The 24694-nt window shown below is 60.1% G+C and carries 24 protein-coding genes and 1 tRNA gene; 16 read left to right on the plus strand and 9 right to left on the minus strand.

Translation table 11 applies throughout. From position 1 onward, the window contains the following. Positions 1 to 15 precede the first annotated feature (15 nt). On the plus strand, positions 16 to 342 hold the full coding sequence (locus JT51_RS09975; RefSeq protein ID WP_037311351.1) for a TIGR02300 family protein: 327 nt from the start codon (positions 16 to 18) through the stop codon (positions 340 to 342). Positions 343 to 485: 143 nt separating this feature from the next. After that, positions 486 to 561, plus strand: a tRNA-Ala gene (locus JT51_RS09980). A gap of 474 nt (positions 562 to 1035) precedes the next feature. Here the strand turns inward: JT51_RS09980 and JT51_RS09985 are convergent. Continuing rightward, positions 1036 to 2394 carry a hypothetical protein gene (locus tag JT51_RS09985; protein ID WP_037311353.1) on the minus strand — a complete coding sequence of 453 codons (1359 nt, stop codon included), beginning with the start codon at positions 2392 to 2394 and terminating at the stop codon, positions 1036 to 1038. Between the two features lie 158 nt (positions 2395 to 2552). Between JT51_RS09985 and JT51_RS09990 the strand changes: the two genes are divergently transcribed. From JT51_RS09990 to nadC, 4 genes are all read left to right on the plus strand, one after another. After that, positions 2553 to 3224 (plus strand): hypothetical protein, encoded by a 672-nt coding sequence (locus JT51_RS09990; protein ID WP_037311355.1) that lies wholly within the window; start codon positions 2553 to 2555, stop codon positions 3222 to 3224. 450 nt (positions 3225 to 3674) lie between these two features. Beyond that, complete coding sequence (gene nadA, locus JT51_RS09995; RefSeq protein ID WP_037311356.1) at positions 3675 to 4727, plus strand: quinolinate synthase NadA; 1053 nt, start codon at positions 3675 to 3677, stop codon at positions 4725 to 4727. A gap of 8 nt (positions 4728 to 4735) precedes the next feature. After that, positions 4736 to 6301 carry an L-aspartate oxidase gene (locus tag JT51_RS10000; RefSeq protein ID WP_037311359.1) on the plus strand — a complete coding sequence of 522 codons (1566 nt, stop codon included), beginning with the start codon at positions 4736 to 4738 and terminating at the stop codon, positions 6299 to 6301. Beyond that, complete coding sequence (gene nadC / locus JT51_RS10005) at positions 6298 to 7146, plus strand: carboxylating nicotinate-nucleotide diphosphorylase (RefSeq protein WP_037311362.1); 849 nt, start codon at positions 6298 to 6300, stop codon at positions 7144 to 7146. The genes JT51_RS10000 and nadC overlap by 4 nt, the downstream gene beginning before the upstream one ends. 85 nt (positions 7147 to 7231) lie before the next feature. Here nadC and JT51_RS10010 read toward each other — a convergent pair whose 3' ends face one another. Beyond that, a complete protein-coding gene (locus JT51_RS10010) occupies positions 7232 to 7924 on the minus strand; it encodes a Crp/Fnr family transcriptional regulator (RefSeq protein ID WP_037312093.1) in 693 nt (230 codons plus the stop codon). A 180-nt stretch (positions 7925 to 8104) separates the two neighbouring features. On the opposite strand from JT51_RS10010, the gene hemA reads away from it, so the two are divergent. Next, on the plus strand, positions 8105 to 9328 hold the full coding sequence (gene hemA / locus JT51_RS10015) for a 5-aminolevulinate synthase (RefSeq protein WP_037311364.1): 1224 nt from the start codon (positions 8105 to 8107) through the stop codon (positions 9326 to 9328). Positions 9329 to 9382: 54 nt separating this feature from the next. Here hemA and JT51_RS10020 read toward each other — a convergent pair whose 3' ends face one another. The 7 genes from JT51_RS10020 to JT51_RS10050 all read right to left on the minus strand — a co-directional run bounded on the left by JT51_RS10020 (position 9383) and on the right by JT51_RS10050 (position 16042). After that, complete coding sequence (locus JT51_RS10020) at positions 9383 to 9631, minus strand: cytochrome C oxidase subunit IV family protein (RefSeq protein ID WP_235216144.1); 249 nt, start codon at positions 9629 to 9631, stop codon at positions 9383 to 9385. A gap of 5 nt (positions 9632 to 9636) precedes the next feature. Then, entirely contained in the window at positions 9637 to 10185 is a 549-nt protein-coding gene (locus JT51_RS10025; protein ID WP_037311368.1) for a cytochrome c oxidase subunit 3, read from the minus strand. Continuing rightward, entirely contained in the window at positions 10182 to 12104 is a 1923-nt protein-coding gene (locus JT51_RS10030) for a nitric oxide reductase activation protein NorD (RefSeq protein WP_037311370.1), read from the minus strand. The genes JT51_RS10025 and JT51_RS10030 overlap by 4 nt, the downstream gene beginning before the upstream one ends. Before the next feature lie 9 nt (positions 12105 to 12113). After that, positions 12114 to 12923: a CbbQ/NirQ/NorQ/GpvN family protein gene (locus JT51_RS10035; RefSeq protein WP_235216145.1), complete on the minus strand. Its 810-nt coding sequence runs from the start codon at positions 12921 to 12923 to the stop codon at positions 12114 to 12116. 5 nt (positions 12924 to 12928) lie between these two features. After that, positions 12929 to 14296, minus strand: a complete 1368-nt coding sequence (locus JT51_RS10040; RefSeq protein ID WP_037311375.1) for a cbb3-type cytochrome c oxidase subunit I — start codon at positions 14294 to 14296, stop codon at positions 12929 to 12931. Positions 14297 to 14311: 15 nt separating this feature from the next. Continuing rightward, on the minus strand, positions 14312 to 14761 hold the full coding sequence (locus JT51_RS10045; protein WP_037311377.1) for a c-type cytochrome: 450 nt from the start codon (positions 14759 to 14761) through the stop codon (positions 14312 to 14314). A 99-nt stretch (positions 14762 to 14860) separates the two neighbouring features. After that, positions 14861 to 16042: an NnrS family protein gene (locus JT51_RS10050; protein WP_037311380.1), complete on the minus strand. Its 1182-nt coding sequence runs from the start codon at positions 16040 to 16042 to the stop codon at positions 14861 to 14863. Between the two features lie 237 nt (positions 16043 to 16279). On the opposite strand from JT51_RS10050, the gene JT51_RS10055 reads away from it, so the two are divergent. The 9 genes from JT51_RS10055 (at position 16280) to JT51_RS10095 (ending at position 24691) form a co-directional block, all read left to right on the plus strand. Further along, positions 16280 to 17956, plus strand: coding sequence for a cytochrome D1 domain-containing protein (locus JT51_RS10055; RefSeq protein ID WP_037311383.1), 1677 nt, complete (start codon positions 16280 to 16282; stop codon positions 17954 to 17956). A 124-nt stretch (positions 17957 to 18080) separates the two neighbouring features. Further along, positions 18081 to 19868 (plus strand): NapC/NirT family cytochrome c, encoded by a 1788-nt coding sequence (locus tag JT51_RS10060; RefSeq protein WP_037311385.1) that lies wholly within the window; start codon positions 18081 to 18083, stop codon positions 19866 to 19868. Positions 19869 to 19921: 53 nt separating this feature from the next. After that, positions 19922 to 20323: a cupredoxin domain-containing protein gene (locus JT51_RS10065; RefSeq protein WP_037311388.1), complete on the plus strand. Its 402-nt coding sequence runs from the start codon at positions 19922 to 19924 to the stop codon at positions 20321 to 20323. A 203-nt stretch (positions 20324 to 20526) separates the two neighbouring features. Next, positions 20527 to 21288 carry a uroporphyrinogen-III C-methyltransferase gene (gene cobA, locus JT51_RS10070; protein WP_037311391.1) on the plus strand — a complete coding sequence of 254 codons (762 nt, stop codon included), beginning with the start codon at positions 20527 to 20529 and terminating at the stop codon, positions 21286 to 21288. After that, on the plus strand, positions 21281 to 21631 hold the full coding sequence (locus tag JT51_RS10075) for a c-type cytochrome (RefSeq protein ID WP_051927471.1): 351 nt from the start codon (positions 21281 to 21283) through the stop codon (positions 21629 to 21631). Before cobA ends, JT51_RS10075 begins: the two co-directional genes overlap by 8 nt. Continuing rightward, positions 21628 to 22773, plus strand: coding sequence for a cytochrome D1 domain-containing protein (locus tag JT51_RS10080; protein WP_037311393.1), 1146 nt, complete (start codon positions 21628 to 21630; stop codon positions 22771 to 22773). The genes JT51_RS10075 and JT51_RS10080 overlap by 4 nt, the downstream gene beginning before the upstream one ends. A 3-nt stretch (positions 22774 to 22776) precedes the next feature. Continuing rightward, positions 22777 to 23766: an AsnC family transcriptional regulator gene (locus tag JT51_RS10085; protein WP_037311396.1), complete on the plus strand. Its 990-nt coding sequence runs from the start codon at positions 22777 to 22779 to the stop codon at positions 23764 to 23766. Next, positions 23763 to 24212, plus strand: coding sequence for an Lrp/AsnC family transcriptional regulator (locus JT51_RS10090; protein ID WP_037311399.1), 450 nt, complete (start codon positions 23763 to 23765; stop codon positions 24210 to 24212). Before JT51_RS10085 ends, JT51_RS10090 begins: the two co-directional genes overlap by 4 nt. Continuing rightward, on the plus strand, positions 24209 to 24691 hold the full coding sequence (locus JT51_RS10095) for an AsnC family transcriptional regulator (RefSeq protein WP_037311402.1): 483 nt from the start codon (positions 24209 to 24211) through the stop codon (positions 24689 to 24691). The genes JT51_RS10090 and JT51_RS10095 overlap by 4 nt, the downstream gene beginning before the upstream one ends. Positions 24692 to 24694: the final 3 nt, after the last annotated feature.

Raw genomic sequence — 24694 nt, forward strand, 5'->3', positions numbered from 1 at the left:
TCAAGGGGATTTGACATGCCCAAGGAAGAATGGGGCGTAAAGCGCGTTTGCCCAACAACTGGCAAACGTTTTTATGACCTGAACAAGGACCCGATCATAAGCCCCTACACCGGCGAGATCGTGGAGTTTTCAACCGGCAAAAGCCGGATGATTGCTGCGGATGCGGAAGATGCTGCATCCGCCAAAGCGCGTGAAAATGCGTCGGAAGAAGATATTGTTCTGGACGATGGCGACAATGTCGAAGTCGAGCTGGACGATGATCTGCTCGATGATGACGATGATGAAGATGATAAAGTCTCGCTGGACGATATCACCGACATGCCGTCGGAAGACGAGAGCTGATATCGGTCAGAGGCGGCCGCGCGCCGCCTCAAACCATCCCCGGACCTGGGACTGAAATTTTTTGGCGGATTCCAATTTTTTGGACTTGAACTCACTGCCACCGTCTCATAAATGTCCGCCCACTGCTTCGGCAGTACCTGTATGGGGCCTTAGCTCAGTTGGGAGAGCGCTTGCATGGCATGCAAGAGGTCAGGGGTTCGACTCCCCTAGGCTCCACCAAAACCTAACTGGATAGTTCACCATAGTTCTTCCATTAATTCGCGTGTTTCTTCCATTTTCTGGCTGACGCGACTTTTCGCACCCGGCACACGACTTTCATCACCCTCTATCGGTCCGGCTGTATCAACTGGCTTGAATCGCATCGTTACAGTTTTGAAATCGAGACTTTTTGTCGATCTTGCGCTAGGCGCGCTGCGCATCGATTTGCGGCCGCGCGGATACAGAATGTAGCATCTGGCATCGCTGTAAGCTCTACAAGAATTCTTAGTAGAGAACCCATTGCTCGGCGCTCTCCCCGAAAACGGCTATCCCATGTGCAAAATGAGAAGGGAAACATCGACTGACCAGGCGCTCAAGGAAGGACTCTTCGGCATAAAGGCCACCAAGCCGCCATTCTCGCTGCGGTTGCGACACTGGTGGCTACTAACGGCAGCTACAGGGGTGCTCTTAGAGCAAATTACTCTGTAGCCTAAGTCAACCTTCGAAGTCCTCCGCATCCTCGGCAATAGCGTCTATCGATACATCTTCAGCCGTTGGTTTGTCTTGTTTGATCCTAGGCGCAGCTTTCTTCCAGACGGAGAGGTTCGCGCCCACTTCTCCATAAAACAGAGGAACAACCTCTTCTAAGTCCGATATGAAGTTGACCTGTTGTGTGAAACGGCCGCCGAGGCGTTTGGATAGGAACACATGAAAGCCGTGTGTAACGAGGTGGTCTTTGCCTTCCTGGCAGATATCAATGTCTTCCCGTAAATCCGAGACCAAGTGCTGTGTCGGTTCGCTGGCTCCAGGCCAAAGCAAGCGTATATACAACCCCTCCATGTTACCGACTGTGATCTGCCGCAAAAGCCAATTCAGCCTAGCTTTGGTCGACTTCTTATCTTCAGGCGCGCGGATGGTCATTCCGACGTCGACGCACCGCCGCTTCAGATCTGCGGTAACTTCAATTGGAGCGGCAGTATCCGGAACATCCAAAGTGCATTGCAACTGGTGTTGCTCTCTCAGCATCAGCAATTCGTCTTTCTTCCGCTGTGCTGGATCATTGATGTGTTTACGCGAAAGTTTTTCACTGACGGATGTCTCAACCAAGCGACTCAGGATGAGCGACAGGTCGCGGGTTTCCTGATGCCAAGCGTCAATTACGATCTGCGCCTCTGGCGACCGCGCTGGAATGACACCGCCAGACGACACCAGTTTGTTGAGATCGCCCCATTCTTTGGGCATCCTATGGAAGCCCTGAACGCCAGCGCTCTCGTGGTTGAGGAAGCGCCGGAGCTCATTCAGCAACAGTAGTTGATCCTTGTCCTCGACCTGCTCATTGCTGATCAGCAACTCCGCAGTCGTAACAACGTGCATCCATGACCAATGATACACAGGTATCTTGGATCTGCTCTTCCTAACTTCCTCAACAGGGTGCGCTGTGGGGGTAGTGGCGAATTGATTGGATATCGTGATGACGCAATCGACGCCGTTCTCTTTGGCAAGAGCACGGTATCTTTCAATTTGCTCGGCATCGAGGGTGTTGTTCCCAACTTTGGTTTCAACAAGAGCCCTCCACTCGCGAGGGCCAACCTTCAGGACAATTAGTCCGTCGGGCCGATCCTTGATTGTCTTGGACTGGTTCTTGAATACGACCTCAGTGAACGCATGCACTTGGGCCCGTTTTCCACGCTTCTGGCCTAATGATTGCAGTAACGCGGCTCCTAATTCCTCAATCTGAACCATACAAGCCAACACAATGGACGTTGTGCGACCTTCCTTCGACGTGGTTGAGAGAACGGGGAACAAACGGGCGGCTTCGCCTTGAGCCAGGTAATCTGGCAATTTCTCAGTCATCTATGCGCCTACAACTTGAAATTGAATATCATGTCTCAAATAGACAGTCGTCGCAGCTTTCCGTCAAGTTTTCAATGAAGTATCGTCCTCAAAACATGGAGGGAAACCGCCTCTAGCGTGGTTGAAAGACCACGCTTCTAAAGGAGTAGCGTAGATTGATGAAGTTTCATTCTGATTGGAAATTCACGCAATGGCAGTCAGTTGAACGAGTTGCCAACAATGACTTAACGCGGGTCGTCGCGCTGGTGCCAATTATTGGGTATCTAATCCTGTTCAACGACCAAATTGCGGAAATAGCTTCATTCCGGATGATAGCTGGAGTTGAACCGGGTGCAGAAACACCGTTTCTCTTATCTGGCTTAGCCAAGATGAGGCTAGTCTTCTTTGGTAGTCTTTTTTTGTTGTTTTCCAATTTGATTTTTAAGGGCTTTCGCCCACAGGTCTTGGAGCTTGCCAAAGGAGACGTAGAGTTTGCTGCCAGAGTAGGAGAACGCTACAGCGTCCATGAACTTGCAGACATGGAAACACACGTTTTTTCCGAAGACTGGAAGCCGAGACTGCCTCTGTTCTGGAAAGTGCACGACGAGTTTAGGAGCAAGAAGCCGCTGGTTTCAGGTTATAGACCTGATGTTCGTTCTCATATGTTTTCGGGGCATTGTGACTATATTAGCTTTCTTGCGCGAGAATGGTGGACAGGGGAGATGCACACATTCCGGTTGGCGCGCTTCGTGTCACTAAGTCTGGGCATCATTGGAATCTTCTTACTGGCAATTCCAACGTTGGATATCACGCAAGCCGTAGTCGGAGACGTTCTTCTGAAATTTTGGTGATTTGGTTGGCAGCTGGACCTGATATCTGCTCAAGAACGAATGTCTGCTTAGGGCTGATTCTGTGGAAAAACAACGTGTTGCTGGTGCGGAAAGTGTGGTTCTGAACAGAGCGCGAGCGCCTTTTCTATCAGGCTTTGCGCGTTTGCTGCGGTGCAAGAAGGATCCGAGATGCCGTAAAGAAGCTGGTAGTCTGGCACGGCGTCTTGCAGTGCGCGGCGACACAATAACAAAGCACATGGAAGCATCGGGCATGAACCACAGCGAACTGCGCACAACACCCTTACTTGTGTGATCATATTTCAGGCAAAACCGCATGGTTTTTTGCCGATCAGCAAGAATCTTCCGATTCAGGGCTGATTTTTGGAAAAATCTTCCACTTCGAGCGGTGGTCAATCCGGATCAAACCCCATATTTAAGCCGCCATATATCCATCAGGCAGAAATCAGTCCCGTGTTCGACCTACCCGCGCAGCGTGCGTATCTCTCCGATAAATATGATCTGGCCCCGTCACCCGAGCTGGCCGCCAGCATGGACGACATCTATCAGCGCATGGCCCGTGTCGTGTCGCCGGTCGACTGGGCGATCTATGCGCCCTACGTCAAGGCGATCAACGATCTCAAGGCTGAACGCAATGCGGTCATTCTGGGCCATAACTATATGACGCCCGAGATCTTTCACGGCATTTCGGATTTCGGCGGTGACAGCCTGCAACTGGCCATCAAGGCAACCGAGGTCAAGGAAGACGTGATCGTGCAATGCGGCGTGCATTTCATGGCCGAGACGTCAAAGATCCTGAGCCCGAATAAAACAGTGCTGATACCGGATATGGAAGCCGGGTGCTCTCTGGCCGAATCAATCACGGCCGAAGGAATCGCCGAGATGCGCAAGCAATATCCCGGTGCGCCGGTCGTGACTTATGTGAACACCACGGCCGAGGTCAAAGCCGCGTCCGACATCTGCTGCACCTCGTCCAACGCGGCCCAGATCGTCGCAGCGCAGGACAGCCATACCGTGATCATGACGCCTGATCAGTATCTGGCGCAGAATGTGGCGCGCGACGTGCCGCAAAAGAACGTGGTCTGGTGGGAAGGCTCGTGCATCGTGCACGAACAATACAGCGCCAGCGACCTGCGCGACTTCCGCGAATGGAACCCGGGCACTCGCCTGATCGCGCACCCGGAATGTCCGCCGGATGTTGTGGCCGAGGCCGATTTTTCCGGCTCGACCAGTGGCATCATCAAATACGTCACGGATGAAAAGCCCGAAAAGGCGTTGCTGATCACCGAATGCTCGATGGCGTCGAATATTGCCGATGAACTGCCCGAGGTCGATTTCGTCGGCCCCTGCAACATGTGCCCCTATATGAAAAAGATCACCCTGGAAAAGGTGCTCTATTCCCTCGATACCATGACCGGACAGGTCGAGGTCGACGCCGACGTCGCCGAAAAGGCCCGCCTGTCTGTGCAGCGGATGATCGACCTGTCGCGTCAACTGGGGCTTTGACCGGACGGATGCAAACAATCGCCACCGCGCGTGTTGTCATCATCGGGGCCGGGCTTGCAGCGGTCTATGCCGCGCTGAAACTGGCGCCGCGCCCGGTTGTGATGATCTCGCCCGAGCCGTTGGGATCGGGGGCCAGTTCGGTCTGGGCGCAGGGCGGTGTTGCCGCCGCAATGGCCCTGACAGACAGCCCTAAGGCCCATGCCGATGACACCATGCGCGCCGGGGCCGGTTCGGTCCTGCGCGAGGTGGCCGATTTCGTGACCCGGGCTGCCCCGGAACATATCCTCGACCTGTCTGATCTTGGCACCGGGTTCGACCGCACCGCCGATGGTGGCTTTGTGCAATCCCGCGAGGCGGCGCATTCCGCCGCGCGGGTGGTACGGGTCAAAGGCGATCAGGCCGGCTCAGAGATCATGCGGGCGCTGATCGCGGAATTGCGCCACACCCCATCGGTTCAGGTGATCGAAGGGGCGCAGGCGGTTGGGCTGGAAAGCGACGGCACGCGCGTTACCGGTGTTTACCTCTCCGGCACCGATGCCCCCGGCGCGCAGCCGGTTCTGTTGCGGGGGGCCGCGCATGTGCTGGCCACGGGCGGGTCGGCGGGGCTGTATGAACAGACCACCAACCCCGCGCGCATACAGGGACAGGGGATCGGAATGGCAGCCCGCGCGGGCGCGCGCATCGCCGACGCCGAATTTGTCCAGTTCCATCCCACCGCGATCGACGTGGGCGAAGACCCGACACCGCTGGCAACCGAGGCTCTGCGCGGCGAGGGTGCCGTTCTGATTGACAGCTCTGGCCATCGGTTCATGGCCGCGATCCACCCCGATGGGGAATTGGCGCCGCGCGATATCGTCGCCCGCGCCGTCTATGTGCAGGCACAGGCAGGCCTGCGTCCCGCGCTGGATACACGCGCAGCCATCGGGGCTGAAATCGCAACTCTGTTCCCTTCCGTGACCGAAGCCTGCACCCGCAACGGCGTTGATCCCATATCCGATCCCATCCCTGTGACCGCATCGGCGCATTACCATATGGGCGGGGTGGCCACGGACCTGGCTGGCCGCAGTTCTTTGGCCGGGCTTTGGGTCTGTGGCGAGGCGGCCTCGACCGGGTTGCATGGGGCCAATCGTCTGGCCTCGAACGGGCTGCTTGAGGCGCTGGTTTTTGCCCGCGCCTGCGCCCGGGACATTGCGACGCTGGTGCCAACAGGTAGCGCGCCAATGGTCGATATCCGCTTTGACACGGGTGGCAGTTTTTCACGGCAGCAGGCCGTGTCCGCCCTGCGCCAGACCATGACCGCGCATGTGGGCGTGGTCCGGGATCGCGCCGGCCTGCGCCGCGCACTGTCGGACATCGCAAGGCTTGAGGCCGAGCAGGCGGGGTCTGAGGTTTTCCTGAACATGACCGCCACTGCAACCCTGATCGCCGCGACCGCCCTGATCCGCAAGGAAAGCCGGGGCGCGCATTACCGATCTGATTTCCCCGAACCCATCCCCGGCCCCGGCCAACGCTCGGTCCTGACGCTGAGCGAGGCCCTGACGCTGCGGGACCGTATCGCAAAGGAAGATACATGAGCTATCCGGCATTGCCCAACATGATCCTTGACCCCCTGGTCCGGTCCGCCCTGATGGAGGATCTTGGGGCCAACGGCGATATCACCACCCTGACGGTGATCCCGGCGAACACCACCTATGTCGCCCGGCTGAACGCGCGTGAAAACGCCGTGGTGTCCGGTATGCAGGTCGCTGAGCTGGCGTTTCGTCTGGTTGATCCCTCGCTGATCGTCACGGCGCATGTCAAAGACGGTCAGCCCTGCGCCAAGGGTGATACGCTGATGGAGATTCACGGCAGCGCGGCCTCGATCCTGTCCGGGGAACGGGTGGCATTGAACTTTGTCGGGCGTCTGGCTGGCGTCGCGACCTCAACCGCGGCGCTGGTTGCCGAAACAAAAGGCACCAGGGCGCGTGTCACCTGCACCCGCAAAACCACACCCGGCCTGCGCATCGTCGAGAAACAGGCGGTGATACACGGCGGCGGCTTCAACCACCGGTTTTCCCTGTCCGATGCGATCCTGATCAAGGACAACCACATCGCGGCCGCTGGCGGCGTTCGCGCGGTGCTCGAGGCGACGAAATCCCGCGCCTCGCACATGATGAAGGTCGAGATCGAAGTGGACACTCTGGATCAACTGGCCGAGGTTCTAAAGGTCGGCGGAGCGGACGTGGTCCTGCTGGACAACATGTCCTGCGACCAGTTGGAAAAAGCGGTCGCATTGGTGGATGGCCGCCTGGTGACCGAAGCGTCAGGCAATGTCACCCGCGAAACAGTTGCCGCCATCGCGGCCACCGGGGTGGACTATATCTCTTCCGGCGCGCTGACCCATTCGTACCGATCCGTGGACATCGGTCTGGATTTCTGACGCCGCAGGCGCGTTCGGATGACACAGACGCTGATACCGGCGGGGGCATCATGCCCCCGTCAGGCACCCCAGTCAGACGCGGGCGTCACTTTTCGGACGGATCGCTTTCGGCATAATCCCGCAAGACAGTAACGTCCGAGATTTCCGCGTGATTTCGGTTGATCTTGACGCCAACCGATTTCAAACGCGAAAACGCCCGGCTCAGGCTTTCCGGCTTCATCCCCAGACGCCCGGCAATCAGCATTTTATCATAGGGCAGTTCAACGTCGCATCCGCCCGCATCAATATCGCTGAGGTTCAGCAGAAACTCTGCCACCCGCTGCGCCCCGGTCTGCGCCTTGAGCTGCTCCAGCTGGGCCACCAGCCCATGCAGATGGGTAAAGGTCGAGGCCAGAATGGATATCCCGATCTCGGGGTCTTCTTTCATCATCGACAGCAGAACCGGGCTGGGGATATGCATGATGTCACAGGCCGACACGGCCTCGGCCGATACAGGGTACGGCACGTTGCGCAACGCGACCGCCTCGCCAAAGCTTTCACCGCGGGTAAACACGCTGACCACGGCCTCGGCCCCGGTGGGCGACATGCGGAACAGCTTGACCCAGCCCGCAAGAACCACATGAACGGCCCTGGCCTCTTCCTCTTGCAGAAAGATCGTCTCGCCCCGGTCGTAAGACCGCCAGATCGCGTGGCTCAGTAAGGTATCGACATGCTGGTCCGGCAAGCTCTTGAGCAAGAGTGACTGCCGCGCGATCGCTTTTTGTGCTTCGTGCGCCAAGAAGGTTCCCCTTTTCCCTGGCCGGTGTCCCGGCCGGTACATCCTTCGGCTACAGCCTATGCCAAAGCCCTATCCCAAGCACCAGTCTTTTCGGGCCTCGCAACTTGACAATTGTCATGTCGCAGCTAGTGCCCAGCGCCTAATCTGCGGTCAATGCCAGTAATCCAGGGAGCCAGCAAGATGGACTACGAGCGATTTTTCACCCAGAGCCTGGATGATCTGCGAGACGAGGGAAATTACCGCGTCTTCATCGACCTGCAACGCCGTTGTGGTGCCTTCCCGAACGCGCGCCAGACGGATGGGGCAGTGGAGCGGGATGTGCGAATCTGGTGTTCGAACGATTATCTGGGCATGGGTCAGCACCCCGTCGTCATCTCGGCCATGCATGACGCGCTGGATCGCTGCGGCGCGGGCGCAGGTGGGACGCGCAACATTTCCGGCACAACACATGACCATGTGCTGCTTGAGGCCGAACTGGCCGATCTTCACGGCAAAGAGGCGGCTTTGCTGTTCACCTCGGGTTATGTCTCGAACTGGGCGGCGCTGGGAACGCTGGCGGCGAAAATCCCCGGTCTGATTGTGTTTTCCGATGCGCTGAATCATGCCTCGATGATCGAGGGCATCCGCCATTCGCGCGCGCAAAAGGTGATCTGGGCCCATAACGATCTGGCCGATCTTGAGGCGAAGCTGGCCGCTGCCGACCCCGACGCGCCCAAGATGATCGCCTTCGAGTCGGTTTATTCGATGGATGGCGATATCGCGCCCATCAAGGAAATCTGCGATCTGGCCGACAAATACGGTGCGATGACCTATCTGGATGAGGTCCACGCCGTTGGCCTTTACGGTCCGCGCGGCGGCGGCATTGCCGAACGCGAAGGGCTGATGGATCGGTTGACGGTGATCGAAGGCACGCTGGGCAAGGCGTTTGGGGTGGTCGGCGGGTACATCGCCGCCTCAGCCGCGCTGTGCGATTTCGTGCGCAGCTTTGCCAGCGGGTTCATCTTTACCACCGCCCTGCCCCCCGCAATAGCGGCTGGCGCTGCGGCCTCGATCCGGCATCTGAAACAATCGAATACTGAACGTGATCTGCAAAAAGACCGTGTGGCGCAGGTGCGTGCCCGGTTGGATGCCGAGGGCATTCCGCATCTGCCCAATCCCAGCCACATCATCCCGGTGATGGTGGGCGATCCGGTCAAATGCAAATTCATCTCGGACACATTGTTGGAAGAGTTTGGCATTTACATCCAGCCGATCAATTATCCCACGGTCCCCAAAGGCACCGAACGCCTGCGGATCACGCCGTCCCCTGTGCATACGGACGCGGATATCGACCAATTGGTCGGCGCACTGTCGGCCCTGTGGCAGCGGTGCCAGATCGCGCGGATGCCGATCGCTGCCCAGTAACCAAAGCGCCCCTTGCGTGGAAAACTGCCGTCCTTCGGGGCGGCTTTTTTCGGTTCAGATCAGATAAAGACCAAAGATCAGCACGGTAAATCCGGACAGCACCATGGTAAAACCCCGCAGCCAAGCGGGGCTGCCAGACAGATCAAGATAACGGGCAAGGATCACCCGTGCCTTGATCAGCGCCAACAACAAAATGCCCGCCCCCAGCAGCGCGGGCCGCAACGGCACCAGGGTCAACAGAGCCGAACCCAGACTCAACCCCAGAAGGGTAAGCCAAGCACGGGTAAGGAGGTCTGCGCGCATCGTTTTCATCCCAACAGGTAGATCACGGGGAACAGCATGATCCAGACCAGGTCAACCATATGCCAGAACTGCGCGCCCGCTTCGATATTGCGGGGTTCGTCGCGCCAGGTGACCAGCAGCAGAATGCCGACCCCGGCCAGCACATGCGCGGCATGAAAACCCGTCAGCAGGTAGTAGAACATGAAAAACGGGTGGGTTTCGAAATTGATACCCTGTGCGGATTTGTCAGCATATTCCGCCCCTTTGATGATCAGAAAGACGACCCCCAGCGCGGCTGCCGCAAGCAGAGCGAGCCGCGCAGCAAACCGGCGGGCGGCGCGGCGCCAATGCAGGGCCTGCGCCGCCAGATACCCCGAGGTGACCAGAATGGCAGTGTTCAGCGCAGCACCCGTGCGATGCAGATGCGATTGCGCCTCGGCAAATCCCGCCGGGTCGGTCAGGCGCACGCCCATAAAGGCAACCAGCCCGGCACCAAACACCAGCAGTTCCGAGATGATCAGCACCCACATCAGCAACTCACCCGGAAGCTCGTCGATCAGAGAGGTGTCGCTCATGCCCCCACCAGTTGGCGATAGATCTGCGGCAGCGCCATGGTCAGGCGATGCGGGTCGGGGATGACGGCGAAACCGCCCTGCCCGAACATACGCGGGAACCAGCTTTTGCCGGTTTTGTCGATGGTGACGCCAAAGACCGATTGCCCGGCGCGACGCGCTTCGCGGATCGCCATTCGGGTGTCTTCGATCCCGTGGCGGCCCTCGTAATGATCCAGATCATTGGGCTTGCCGTCGGTGATGACCAGCAGCAGGCGGCGTTTGCGCGATTGCGCGGCCAGATCAGCCGAGCAATGCCGGATCGCCGCCCCCAACCGCGTGTAATGGCCGGGGCGCAATGAGGCGATGCGCTGTTCTACTGGTTTGCCCATGGGTTCATCGAACCTCTTGCAGCGCTGCACGTAAACCCGCTGGCGTTTCAGCGAACTGAAGGCGTGGATGGCGAAATCGTCGCCGCAGGCATTCAGGCCCCAGGCCAGCGCGGCCAGCGCCTCACGCTCAATGTCGATCACCGCGCGGCCAGTGACCGCGCTTTCGGTTGAACGGCTGACATCCAGCAGGATTGACACCGCCAGATCGCGGGCCACCGGGCGGGATTGCAGCCAGACGCGTTCATTGCCCTCGCCGCGGGCAAGACGGTCAGCTTCGGCCCGCACGGCGGCTTCGATATCCAGTTGGTCACCGTCCAGATGGCCGCGCGTCATCACCCGCCCGGGGCGCAGCGCCTCGAACTGGCGCTTGACCGCGCGGATACGGCGGGCGGTGGCGGGGTCTTTGCCGAACTCTGCCGCATCTTCGCGGATATCGGCGTCGGACAGCAGGACATTGACGTGATCGGGCAGATATTGCCCCGTGCGCACATCCCATTCGGGATACAGGATACGGCCCGACAGCCGTTCGCGGTTCACGTCCTCAGGCGCCAGATCCAGATGCAGTTTCAGCTTGGTTGGCGGCGCTTTGGAGATCTGGCCCAACCCGATTTCTTCCTGATCGTCGGCGGCCTTTTTGGCGTTGTCGGGATCGTCGTCGTCAATGCGCCGATTGATGTTCAGGAATTCGGCCCAGCTGAGGATCGCTTCGAACTTGTGCAGGATGAAACTGTCACTGCGTGTGGCCTGATCGGATTTGCGGCGACGGGCGCGGTGGGTTTTTTCATCCGATTCCTCGGGCGGGCCTTCGGTATCGGGGTTTTCAACTTCGTTGTGTTCGGACAACCCGACGGCGCGCAGCTCGGGCCACAGGGGGATCGGGCGAAAACGCTGATACCCGCGCGGGGCCGTAACGGTGTCGTCCAGTGCCCTCAACTGTTCAGCCCTGGCAGACAGCGGCGCAGGATCACCCAGCATGTGCCGCAGCAGTTCTTCCAGCGCGGCCTCAACCGGCGGCAGGTTCGGGATATCGCGCTGATGCAGCAGCCCCTTGCAAAGCTCGGAATACAGCGGGCGCAGGCCGGGGGCGTCGTCCAGCGTCGCCTTTACCATCCTCTGCGCGGCGTCCAGCGCGCGCAGATCGGCACGCAGAGGGTCATCTTCGTCAATGCGGGTTCCGGCATGGGCCGCCGCCGCCGCCAGCCAGACATAAAGCGCACCGTTCGCCTCGCGCGCGGGGAAAACGGCCAGCCGTTCCGGCAGGCGCAACACCTCGCCATCGAACGATGCGCGCGGCATCAGCTCTGCCTCGGTGCCCAGACGGCGGCGCCAGCTTAGGCGGTGGCGCGACACTTCGGGCGAGACCGGGCGCAATTCAACGCCCGGACTGCCCCCAAGCCCCCGAAAAAGGACTGCCAGCCGCCCCGCGACCTCAGAAAGGTCGACCGCGGCTCCAACATGCACCTGGGGTGCATCGAGGCGACTGGCAAGGGTGTGCCACAGTTTCCCGATCGTTTCTTCGGGTTCCCATGGCTCAAAATCGATCTTGACCATTGGCCGGCCTCACCCAAAGACAGCCGTGACAAGATCGAGGAGCCCGCGTTTGGTGTCCTCGTCATCAGTCAGAGGTTCAATCATTGCGGCAAGGATGGCGCGGTCGGTGGACATGCCCTGTGCGATCAGTGTCGCGGCATAGACAACCAGACGGGTGGAAACGCCTTCCTCAAGATCCTGACCCTTGAGCCCGCGCAGCTTGCCCGCCAGCCGGATCAGCGGCTTGCAGCGCTCCAGCGGCAGGCCGCTTTCCTGCGCGACCACCTGTGCCTCCAACTCGGGCGACGGAAAGTCGAATTCCAGCGAGATGAACCGCTGCCGGGTCGAGGGTTTCAGGGTTTTCAGGATATTCTGGTAACCGGGGTTATAGGACGCCACCAGCATGAAACCGGGCGCGGCCTCAAGCTCCTCGCCGGTGCGGTCGATCGGCAGGATGCGCCGGTCGTCGGTCAGCGGGTGCAGCACGACGGTCACGTCCTTGCGGGCCTCGACCACCTCATCCAGATAGCAGATCGCGCCTTCGCGCACCGCGCGGGTCAGCGGGCCATCGACCCAGACGGTTTCGCCGCCTTTCAGCAGATAGCGTCCGATCAGATCGGCGGCGGCCAGATCGTCGTGGCAGGCCACGGTATAAAGCGGGCGGCCAAGGCTGGCGGCCATATGGGCCACAAAGCGGGTTTTGCCGCAGCCTGTCGGCCCTTTCAGCAGGACCGGCAGATCGTTGTCATAGGCGGCGTTGAACACGTCGCATTCATCGCCCTGAGGCAGGTAGAAGGGGGCGTCAGCCGCCCCCGTTCCCAGTTGTAAGGAGCCATCCATATCCATCACTCCGCCGGGGTCTTGGCTGCGCCGGGTTCGATGACCTCTTTCCGGGGCACCCAGATTGAATAGATGAACAGCAGCGCACCGATGACCACCACCAGACCAGAGCCAAAGCGCATCCAGTAGAAGATCGCGATCTGATCCTGCACATCCATAAAGTAGTCACCGACCACCCGCTGCATGTGCGTCTGAACGGTTCCGCCAAAGGTCAGGACAAAGGTCATGAAGACCATGCCGCTGGTCATCAGCCAGAAAGATCCCATGTTCAGCACCTGATTATACGGATCGCGGTTTTTCAGGATCGGCATGGCATAGCTGAAGATCGCCAGGTTGAGGCAGACATAGGCACCGTAAAAGGCCAGGTGACCATGAGCCGCCGTAATCTGCGTGCCGTGGGTATAGTAGTTCACCCCGTGCAGCGTGTGCAGAAAGCCCCAGACGCCCGCGCCAAAGAAAGCCAGCGTGGCACAGCCCAGCGACCACAGCAGTGCGGCCTTGTTGGGATGGTCCCGGCGGCCCTTCCAGACCATGACAAAAGCAAAGGCCATCATCGCAAAAAACGGGATCACTTCGAGGCTTGAGAAGATCGACCCGATCCACTGCCAGTAACCCGGTGTCCCGATCCAGTAATAGTGGTGGCCAGTGCCAAGAATGCCCGAGAACAGCGCGGCGGCGACAATGACATAAAGCCATTTCTCGACGATCTCACGGTCCACACCAGTCAGCTTAAGCATCAGGTAGGCCAGGATCGAGGCCATGATCAGTTCCCACACACCTTCGACCCACAGGTGGACGACATACCACCAGTATTGCTTGTCCAGGGACAGGTTGCCTGGGTTGTAGAAGGCAAACAGGAACAGCAGCGCCAGACCCCACAGACCCAACAGAAGGATGTTGGTGATGGCGGTTTTCTTGCCCTTCAGAACGGTCATCGACACGTTGTAAAGGAAGATCAGCGCAGCCACGACGATGCCGGCCTTGACCCATTTGGGTTGCTCAAGGAACTCGCGCCCTTCTTTGCCCAGCAGCCAGTTGCCTTCGAACAGGTTGAACGTATAGGTCAGCACCGCGCCCAGCGTCCCGACCACAAGGATCAACAACTGCAGATACGCCAGCTTGGTCGAGTGGATTTCCCGCTCGGATTCCTCGGGAATCAGGAAGTAGGCTGCGCCAAAGAAGCCCAGGATCAGCCAGACAATCAGCGCATTGGTGTGCAGCATCCGAACAATGTTGAACGGCAGCAGCTCACTCAGGAAATTGGGGGACACATAGATCCAGCCTGCCAGCAGGCCGCCGGTCACCTGGATCGCGAACAAGCCCATTGCCACGGCAAAATAGGCATAGGCCACTTTTTGGGATTCGTATTTCATTTCATTGTTCCCTTCTCAGCCCGCCTCGTTGGGGGGCCAGCCCTGCGCGTCGATGTTGTCGGTCCAGATCAGGAAGTTGGCCAGATCGCGGATCTCTTCGTCGCTGAGGTTGAAATTGGGCATCTGCCGGCGACCGGGAATGCCGGTCGGCTGCGCCTCCATCCAGCCCTTGAGGGTTTCAAAGGCCGATTCCGGGTCGTCCAGAACATCCCAACGGGTCATTACGTTGCCGACCTCGGGGGCAAAGTAGGCCCCTTCGCCCAGGATCGTGTGACAGTTGATACAGGCGTGTTTTTCCCAGACGTGTTTGCCCCGCACCACACTTTCATCGAGTTTCGCCGAATTCTCGGAGTTCACGATATACCAGTGGGAATGGGCCGACAGGGCCAGAAAAATTAAAATAAAGAACAGTGACCCGCCATAAAATATGTTGCGGGCCATGCTCTTGGTCATGACTTCTCGCATTGCGCTCTCCTTTGCGCCGCATTGCTGGTTCCGGCAGAATGGCTGCGGGGCCGTGGGGCCGCCTTAACGAAAGTCAAGACTGGTGGAATCAAATGATTTTCACCCCGCCCGTGGGGGCCTTGGCCCGGTCAGCGCTGGCCACATTGCGATCAGATAAAGTGCAAAGGCGCTGACCCACAAACCGTCAGACAACAGCATCGCCACCGGGTACCCCGCATCCAGCGAGGCCCCGACCCAACGCGACAGGGCTGCGACCGCCATCAACCCATAAGCCACGACTACTGGCCCCGGCGCGATCAGCGCGCGGCCGCTATGACCCAGCGCTGCGCGGCTCATGACCGCCAGGGTCGTGCCGCCGACGCAACCGATCCCAAGGACATGAACGGCGGCGACCTCATTGCCAAACCCCAGCACTGCCAGCCCCCACAGGATCAGCCCCAGCGCCAGCATCCCAAGCCCCATATGCAGCGCCAGCAGTATCGGTTGCCGCGCGGCCCAAACCGTGCGCCAGCGCGTCATGCGCAGGATCTGCACGATGCCCAGCGTCAGCGCCACAACCCCGGCCAAAGGGCCGGTCCCCAACGTCAGGACGCTCAGCGGCAGGATCAGGGCCAGAACCATGCCCACCTTGTCCAAACGGGCAACCGAAACCGGCCAGCCAGCTTCGGGCACCCCGGCGCGTTTCATGGCGTTGCGGGTAAAGGCCGGGGTGATCCGCCCGCCCAGAATACCGATCATCGCGCATAAGGTCAGCAACCCGGCACGCAGACCGGCTTGCAGCGTGTCGCTGGTGATGCCCATCCACTCCAGATGTGTCAGCAGGTTGGCCACCCAGATAAAGCACAGCAGCAGCAGGAAGATCATGTTCTGCGGTTTCGGACGACGCATAAGCTGCGATGCGATCTTGGCCGCCAGAATCGGCACAAACGCCAGATCGACGGCCGCGACCAGAACCGGTGACAGCATCCCTGAAAACCACATCGCCATCCGACCCGCCAACCACAGCCCGGCGGCCAGAGTGATAAAGCGCGCCCGCGCCTCGGGGGCGCCGGTCCAGTTTGGCACGGCGGTCAGGAAAAACCCGCCCAGCGCTGCGGTCGCATAGCCGAAAATCATCTCATGCGCGTGCCACATGGGCGGCGTCATGCCGTAATCCGGGACCACATAAGGCACCGTCAGCCACACGCCCCAAACCACCCCGACAAACAGGCCATAAAGCCCGGCGGACAGGAAAAAAACACGAAACCCCTCACCTAAAACGCGGGCGATGACTGTGGGCATGGCTGCTCTCCTCGGTCGTTTTTCCTGACCTAGCAAGCGATCCACGCGGGCGACTTAACCAAAATCAAAAACCCCCGGAAAATATGACCCTGAGACACAGATTTTTCCGCGATCATTTTCGACGAATTATTCAGCCGGACCGCCCAATTGCCCCGCTCGTGTTGACTTTGGTCAAGGAGAGCCTACGCGCGATGTCCCACCCTTGGACCTGCCTCACCACGCAAATGGAGAGTGATCATGTCACTTGGAATCAGCTACAACAAAACTGGCCGCGCCTTTGGGGTCGGTTTGGCGATGCTGCTGGGCAGCGTCGCTGCACCAACCTTCGCCGAAGAGCCAACATTAAGCGACGAAGCCTTTGAATCGTCCAAACAGCTCTATTTTGAACAATGCGCCGGTTGCCACGGCGTTCTGCGCAAAGGCGCCACCGGCAAAAACCTTGAACCGCACTGGAAGAAAACCGCAGCCGACGGCACCGTGACCGAAGGCGGCACCCTGCAACTGGGCCAGGAACGTCTGGAGAAGATCATCGCCTGGGGCACCGAAGGCGGCATGAACAACTTCTCGGACATCATGTCCGAGCAGGAAATCAAGGACATGGCGACCTACATCATGATGGATGCGCCAAAGCCGCCGGAAATGTCGCTGGAACAGATGATGGCGACCCGCAAGGTCTATGTCGAAGAAGAGGATTACCCGACCGAGCCGCTGCATGGCCGCAACTGGGAAAACTTCTTTGTCGTCATCGAACGGGACGTGGGCAAGGTGGCCGTGATCGACGGCGACACCAAAGAGGTGCTGACCCATATCCCCACAGGCTATGCGGTGCACGTGCTGAAGGCGTCGGAACACCACGCGCTTGAAGAACCCGAAGAACCCGGCCGTTTCTGGTACACCATGGGCCGCGACGGCAAGATGACCAAGATCGACCTCTGGCAGACGCCGGACAAGATGTTGGTGTCCGAAGTCAAGATTGCCTATGACGCCCGCGACGTGGCCGTATCCGGCGACGGCAAATACGTCATCGGTGGGGGCTATTGGCCGCCGCACTTTGCTATCGTTGACGCACAGACGATGGAACCGGTCAAGGTCGTGTCCACCCGCGGCGTGAACGTGGACGGGGATTATGTGGAAGAGGCCCGCGTGGCTGCGATCTACACAACTCCGAACGAACCCACCTGGATCGTTGCGGTCAAAGAGCTGGGTCAGTTGTGGCAGGTCGATTACACCGATCTGGACAACCTGCGGATCGACAAGATCGACAGCGCCAAGTTCCTGCATGACGGGTTCTTTGATCCGACGGGCCGGTACTTCCAGATCGCCGCGAACGCGTCGAACAAGATGGTGGTCGTTGATACCGAAACCCACAAGCTTGAGGCGATGATCGACACCGCCGCCCTGCCGCACCCCGGTCCGGGTGCCAACTGGGTTGATCCGAATTGCGGCCCGGTCGCAGGCACGACCCACCTGGGCGTCGGCACCGTGACGGTTTGGGGCAACGATCCTGAAAACCGCCCCGATGACGCCTGGAAGGTCTGCTATGAGGTGGAAACCGACGGCCCCGGCCTGTTTGTCCGGACTCACCCGAACTCGGATTACATCTGGGCGGACCAGACCAAGCACCCCGAGCCTGAGGTTCAGCAATCGGTTCAGGTCATCTCGAAAGAGACCGGCGAGATCGTGAAAACCATCCAGATTACCGAAGACGAAGGCAGCGCCGCTGTTCACTTTGAATTCAACGCGGATGGGACCGAGGTCTGGGTGTCCAAATGGAACCTGTCGGACTCGCTGGAGCCCAACGGTCAGATCGTGATCTTCGACGCCAAGACGCTGGAAGAAATCGGTCGCATCGAAGGGCTTTATGCCCCGACCGGCAAGTTCAACGTCTACAACCGGTCGAACCACGTCACCTGACGGATTCGCGACCAACACCGGAAAGGGCGGGCCCCTCGCCCGCCCTTTCCTCGTTTAAGCGATCAGCGACATTCACCGGCCTGTCACCCGAGGCCAGACAAGACAGCCAAAACGGAGCCCGGATATGACCCAGTCCGAACCGGATAAGAAAAAACCAATCTGGCGCCGGTATTTCCTGTGGGGAATGCCCGTGGCCGGTATTGCCGTGGCCTTTGCCGCCGGCATCGTCTTCTGGGGTGGGTTCAACACCGCCATGGAAGCCACCAACACCAAGGATTTCTGTATCTCGTGCCACGAGATGCGCGATTTCGTATACGAGGAATACACCGGCACGATCCATGACGTGAACCGGTCAGGCGTGGGCGCGGTTTGCTCCGACTGTCACGTGCCCAAAGACTGGACCCATAAGATCATCCGCAAGATCAAGGCGTCGAAAGAGCTGTATGGCAAAATGGTCGGCACCATCAACACACGCGAAAAGTTCGAAGCCAAGCGTGTGCATCTGGCGATGAACGAGTGGGAACGGATGAAATCCTCGGACTCGCGCGAGTGCCGCAACTGCCACGATTTCGAATCGATGATGCCAGAGTTTCAGAAGCCCCGCGCACGTCAGCAGCACCTGAACGCGATGAAAGTGGGCCAGACCTGTATCGACTGTCACAAGGGGATCGCGCATTCGGACGCCCGCGACCGGGCCGACGAAGAGTATCTGGAAGAACTCGAAGCGCCGAACCCAGACTTCATCCGCCCGGTTCCGCCGGAATACCTGGCCAGCCTTGCAAAAATCGAAGCCAAAGAGGCCGCCGTGGCCGAGGCTGAGAAAGCTGCCAAGCAGACCCAGCAAGAGGCTGTACAGACCCAGATCGCAGCCGCTGTTGACGCAGCCGTTGCCGAAGAACGCGCCAAGGCAAATGGTGAAGACGCCGCAGCACCCGCAGGCGGGGGCAGCGGTGTCGGCGGCGATATCGACTGGAACGCCGTTGCCGGCGCGGATCTGAAACTGTTCTACCCCGGTCAGGCCTCGTTTGAATGGGTGCAGAACGGCAAGTTCCATGGCGGCGCCCGCCCGCTGACCAAGGGCGGTGATCAATGCACCACCTGCCACGCCAAGGAACTGGATGCGATTGGCAACAAGATCGTTGCGGGCGGAGAGCTGGAGCCCACGCCGATCCCCGGAAAACGCGGTGTGATCGACGCGACAGTTCAGGCGGCCCATGACGATGAAAACCTGTATGTCCGCCTGCAATGGCCGGATGCGGGCCACAACCCAGCGCCCTTTGTCGATGGGGGCAAGATGGATCCCGACAATCAGATCAAGGTTGCCATGATGATCACCGGCACCGGCATTGAGCTGGGCGAACAGGTGGGTTGCTGGGCCTCGTGCCACGCCGACAACACCTATATGCCCTTCGCGCCCGAAGGTGACGCGATTGCCGCCAATGGTGATTTCACCAGCCGCATGACCGCACCGGGTACAGTGACCAAATACATCAGCGAAAGCCGCACAGATGTTGAGGTCAAAGGCCGTCGTGGCAAGGCGTTGGGCGGATGGGACAAGCTGCAGGCCGCCGAGCAGATCGAGCAATATCTGACCGATGGCACCTATCTGGACCTGATGCGGGTGTATGCCGATGGCAGCGCAACAAATGGCTATCTGCTGGAACAGCGCGTGGTCAACGACGGCGAGATCGCCGCTTCGGCCAATCTGTCGGGTGGTATGTGGACCGTGGTCTTTGCCCGCCCGCTGAATTCCGGCGCGCCCGGCGATGTGCCGCTGGAACCCGGCCAGACCTATACGGTGGGCTTTGCCATCCACGATGACTTTGCCGCCGCACGGTTCCACCATGTGACGCTGAACACCAGCCTTGCGTTGGATGACGACGCGGCCGCAATCAACGTGGTGAAACAGTAACAGACGGGGCCGGATGATCCGGCCCCTTCTCTTTTGGAAAGGAGACATGGACGATGAAACCCCACCGCCTTCTTCCCGCGCTGCTGCTTCTGGCAGCGCCCGCCTGGTCGGATGAGGCCGCCGCCATCTGCGCCGAAGCCCAGACGCGTTATGTTGAGCTGTTCGGTCAACCTTCATCCGGCGTCGAGGATGCCGAGGTTGTACTGATGTACAAATACAACTTCTGCCCGGCGGAACTGACGGTCAAAGCAGGCACAACGGTGCGCTGGGTGAATGTGGACAAACGCACCAGCCACTCGGTCCTGTTGAAGGACGGCAGCGCCCCCGAAAGCGACCGTTTGTTCCCTGAGGAAACGGTCGATCTGACCTTCCTGACCCCCGGGCCGCAGGATTACCTGTGCGGCCCACATTGGGAGACACAGAACATGATCGGAATGATCACCGTGGAACCCTGAGGCCGGGGCGGATTCACACGCAAAATCAAAGGAGCGCGGGCGCAAATCCCGCGCTCCTTAACTTATGTCAAGGAGGTTGGTTTTCGATTGCGTCACCCTGCGCTCATGACACGCCCGGTTCACCCAACAACGTCCCCAGTTCGCGCGTGGGCGCTGCCGGAAGGCCCGGGTTCAGAAGACATTCAGAACAAGCGAGTGTGCACATGAGCGGTAAGGTTTTTCTGATTGGCGCCGGCCCCGGAGACCCCGAGCTGATGACCCTGCGCGCCCTGCGTATGCTGCAAGAGGCCGACGTGGTGGTTTATGACCGACTGGTCTCGGACGATATCCTTGCCCTGCATACCGACGGTGCGCAGCTGATACCCGTTGGCAAAGCCCCCAAATGCCATACGGTTCCGCAGGACCGCATCAATGGGATTTTGCTGGAACAGGCCCGCGCCGGGCACACCGTTGCGCGGCTGAAGGGTGGCGACCCGATGATCTTTGGCCGCGGCTCGGAAGAGGCGGCCTATCTGATGGCCCACGGCGTTATGGTCGAATATGCACCGGGCATCACGGCGGCGCAGGGGGCGTCCTGTTCTACCGGCGTGCCGCTGACCCATCGCGGGCTTGCAACCTCGGTCCAATATGTCACCGGACACCGGCAGGCGGATAAGGTGCTGGATCTGGATTGGAAACGGCTGGCCGATCCGGATTCGACGCTGGTTGTCTATATGGGGGTGGCCAATATCGGCCAGATCGCCATGGGTCTGATGACCGAGAACCTGCCCGGCTCCACCCCTGTTCTGGCCGTTGGCAAAGCCACCACCCCGCACGAACGCCGCCTGATCTCGCGGCTGGACCAACTTGCGACGGATGTGCGCGCGGCGGATCTGAAAGCGCCGACACTGTTCATCATTGGTCAGGTGGTATCGCTTTATGCGCAACGCTCCGTGACTGAGCTGTTGGAGCAGGCCCATGGCTAGCGCCGCACAAAGGAACGGCGGACTTCCGGGCTGGACGGCGCGCGCTGTTCTTACGACCGCCGTGCTTGTCGCCACCTCGGCCCTTGCCGCTGACGCAATCGACCCAGGCGCCCTGAAACGGCTTGTCCATCAGGATTGCGGCTCGTGCCACGGGCTGTCGTTGAAGGGCGGGCTTGGCCCCGATCTGCGGTCTGAGACCCTGAAACACTATGACCCCGACGTCCTGACCGGCGTCATTCTTGACGGCATTCCCGACACCGCGATGCCGCCCTGGCGGCCTCTGATTACCGAAGAAGAGGCCGAATGGATCGCCCGATACCTGCTGGAACCGGAGGCACAATGAAACATCTTCTGCTTGGCCTTGCAGCCGCCCTGATGATGACCACCGCACAGGCCGAACCCACCGCCACCGGTGATCTGGGTCTGGTGATCGAACGCGCCAACGGCTCGGTCCTGCTGGTGGACCAATCCGACCGGGCCGCGTTGGCGCGGATCGAAGGGCTGGGCGATCTGTCCCATGCGTCGCTGGTGTATTCGCCCGATGAACGCTTTGCCTATGTGTTCGGGCGCGATGGCGGGCTGACCAAGGTCGACATCGTCACCCGCCAGATCGTGAACCGTGTCGTGCAGGCGGGCAACGCTATTGGCGGCGCAATCTCGGATGACGGCAGGCTGGTTGCGGTGTCGAATTATGAACCCGGTGGCGTGCGTGTGTTCGATGCAGATACGCTGGAAATGGTCGCCGACATCCCCACCGGCAGCAAAACCATCGGTCTGGTCGACGCGCCGGGCCGCCGGTTTGTGTTTACCATGTGGGACACGGGCGAAACCTGGATCGCCGATTTCGCCTCGGGCGATCCCGAGATCACCAAAATCCCAGACATGGGCAAAAACCCCTATGACGCGCTGATCACCGCCAATGGCCGCACCTATATCACCGGCCTGTTCGGCGAGGACGGACTGACCGCGCTGGACCTGTGGGCCGACACGCCCGAACCCATCCGCGTGCTGCCCAACTATGGGCGCGGGCAGGAGGAAATGCCGGTCTACAAGATGCCCCATCTGGAAGGCTGGGCGCTGACCGGGAGCGAATTCGTCCTGCCCGCCGTTGGTCACCCGCAGGTTCTGTGGATCGACGCCGGCACACTGACCGAGACCGGGCGCACCCAAACCCACGGCCAGCCGGTCTTTGCCATGGCGCGGCCAGACGGGCGGCAGGTCTGGGTGAATTTCGCCCACCCGCTGAACGATACGATTCAGGTGATCGACAGCGTCAGCAAGCAGATCATCCATGAATTCAAACCGGGCCCGGCGGTGCTGCATATGGAGTTCACGCCACGCGGGCATGAGGTCTGGATCAGCGTGCGCGATGCCAACAAGGTCATGGTCTACGACACGCACACCTTCGAAAAACTGCGCGAGATCGAGGCCGACAGCCCATCCGGCATCTTCTTCACCGCACGCGCGCACAGAACGGGGCTGTAACCGATGGATCACATCACCGACCCGATCGACCGCCGCCTGCTGGATGAATTCCAGCGCGATTTTCCGATCACAGACCGCCCGTTTCAGGTTCTGGCCTACCTGCTGGGGCTGGGTGAAGCCGAAGTGATTGATCGCCTTGCCCGGATGCGGACAACCGGCCGGATCACCCGCGTTGGCGCAACGATTGCTCCGGGTGCAGTCTCGGCCAGCACGCTGGCTGCCGTCGCCGCCCCGGCTGAGCGGCTGGAGGAAGTCGCCGCCCTGATCGACGCCGAACCCGGCGTGAACCACAATTATCAGCGCGAGGATGACTGGAACCTGTGGTTCGTGGCCACCGGCCCGGACCGAACGCATGTAAACGACACATTGGCGCGCATCTCGCGCCGGACCGGGTTGCAGGTGCTGGACTTGCGACTGGTGCGCCCGTTCAACGTGGATCTGGGTTTTCGCATGTCGGGCGAGACCCGCCACACCCCCGGCCCGCGCAAGGTGGATCGCGATGCCATGCAAGACGGCGACCGCACGCTGTTGCAGGCGCTCAGTTCCGGTCTGCCACTGGTCGCTGATCCCTATGCCGCGCTGGCCCGGTCGCTGGACCGGAACGCGGGTGATGTAATGGCAAGGATCGAGGCGCTGCATATGGCAGGCATCATTTCGCGCCTGGGCGTGATTGTGCGCCATCGGGCCTTGGGCTGGTCGGCCAACGCAATGGTCGTCTGGGACATGCCCGCCGAACAGATCGACCGCGCCGGACCCGCCCTTGCCGCGCATCCCGGTGTGACCCTGTGCTATGAGCGCCGCCCGGTTGAAGGTATCTGGCCCTATCGCCTGTATTCTATGATCCACGCCCGCGCGCGCAGCGAGGCCAAGCAAGTGTTGGCGGGCGCCGCCGCCCTGCCCGAGATGTTCGGCGCGCACCACAAGGTGCTGTTCTCGACCCGCTGTTTCAAACAGACCGGCGCATTGATCCAACCGAAGGAGGCCGCCGCATGACGCTTGATGAAACCGACCGTGCGATCCTGAACCGGATGCAGGACGACCTGCCGCTGACCCCGCATCCCTTTGCCGCCATCGCCGAGGAGCTGGGCATTTCTGAAAACGCGCTGCTCACCCGACTTGCGCGCCTGAAGGATGGCCGCGTGATCACCCGCTTTGGCCCGTTTTTCGACGCCGCCGCCATGGGCGGTGCGTTCTGCCTGTGTGCAATGGCTGTACCCGCGGAAAAATTTGAAACCGTCCTGACCAAAGTCAATGCGCACCCCGAGGTGGCCCATAATTATGAACGCACGCACCGGCTGAACATGTGGTTCGTGCTGGCCACCGAAACACCCGAGGGGATCGTGGCCACCGCCGATGCGATCGAACGGGAAACGGGAATCGAAGTCCTCCGGTTTCCCAAATTGCAGGAATTCTTCATCGGTTTCCGGGTGGCGGCATGATCGACGCAAAAGACAGAGAGATTATTGCGGCGCTGCAAGGCGGCCTGCCGCTTGTGCCTGCGCCCTATGCGCAGGTGGCCGAAACGCTGGGGATGGACGAGGACGCGCTGCTTTACCGGTTGGCGGACCTCAAATCGCGCAGTGTGATCCGCCGCATCGCCGCCGCACCAAACCATTACAAGCTGGGCATGACTGCAAACGGGATGACCGTCTGGGATGTAAAGGATGACCAGATCGCTGAATTGGGCACCCAGATCGGCGCTTTGCCCTTTGTGACCCACTGCTATGAACGCCCCCGCGCCCTGCCCGACTGGCCCTATAACCTGTTCGCTATGGTCCACGGAAAGGACCGCAAAGAGGTTGAGAAAAAGCGCGCCGAGATCAGCGCCATTCTGGGCGGGGCCTGCCGGGCCAAAGATATTCTTTATTCCACGCGCATCCTGAAAAAAACCGGGCTGCGCCTGAAAGCGAAAGGCTGAGTA

Source organism: Ruegeria halocynthiae, from assembly GCF_000743705.1.
Taxonomy (GTDB): domain Bacteria; phylum Pseudomonadota; class Alphaproteobacteria; order Rhodobacterales; family Rhodobacteraceae; genus Ruegeria; species Ruegeria halocynthiae_B.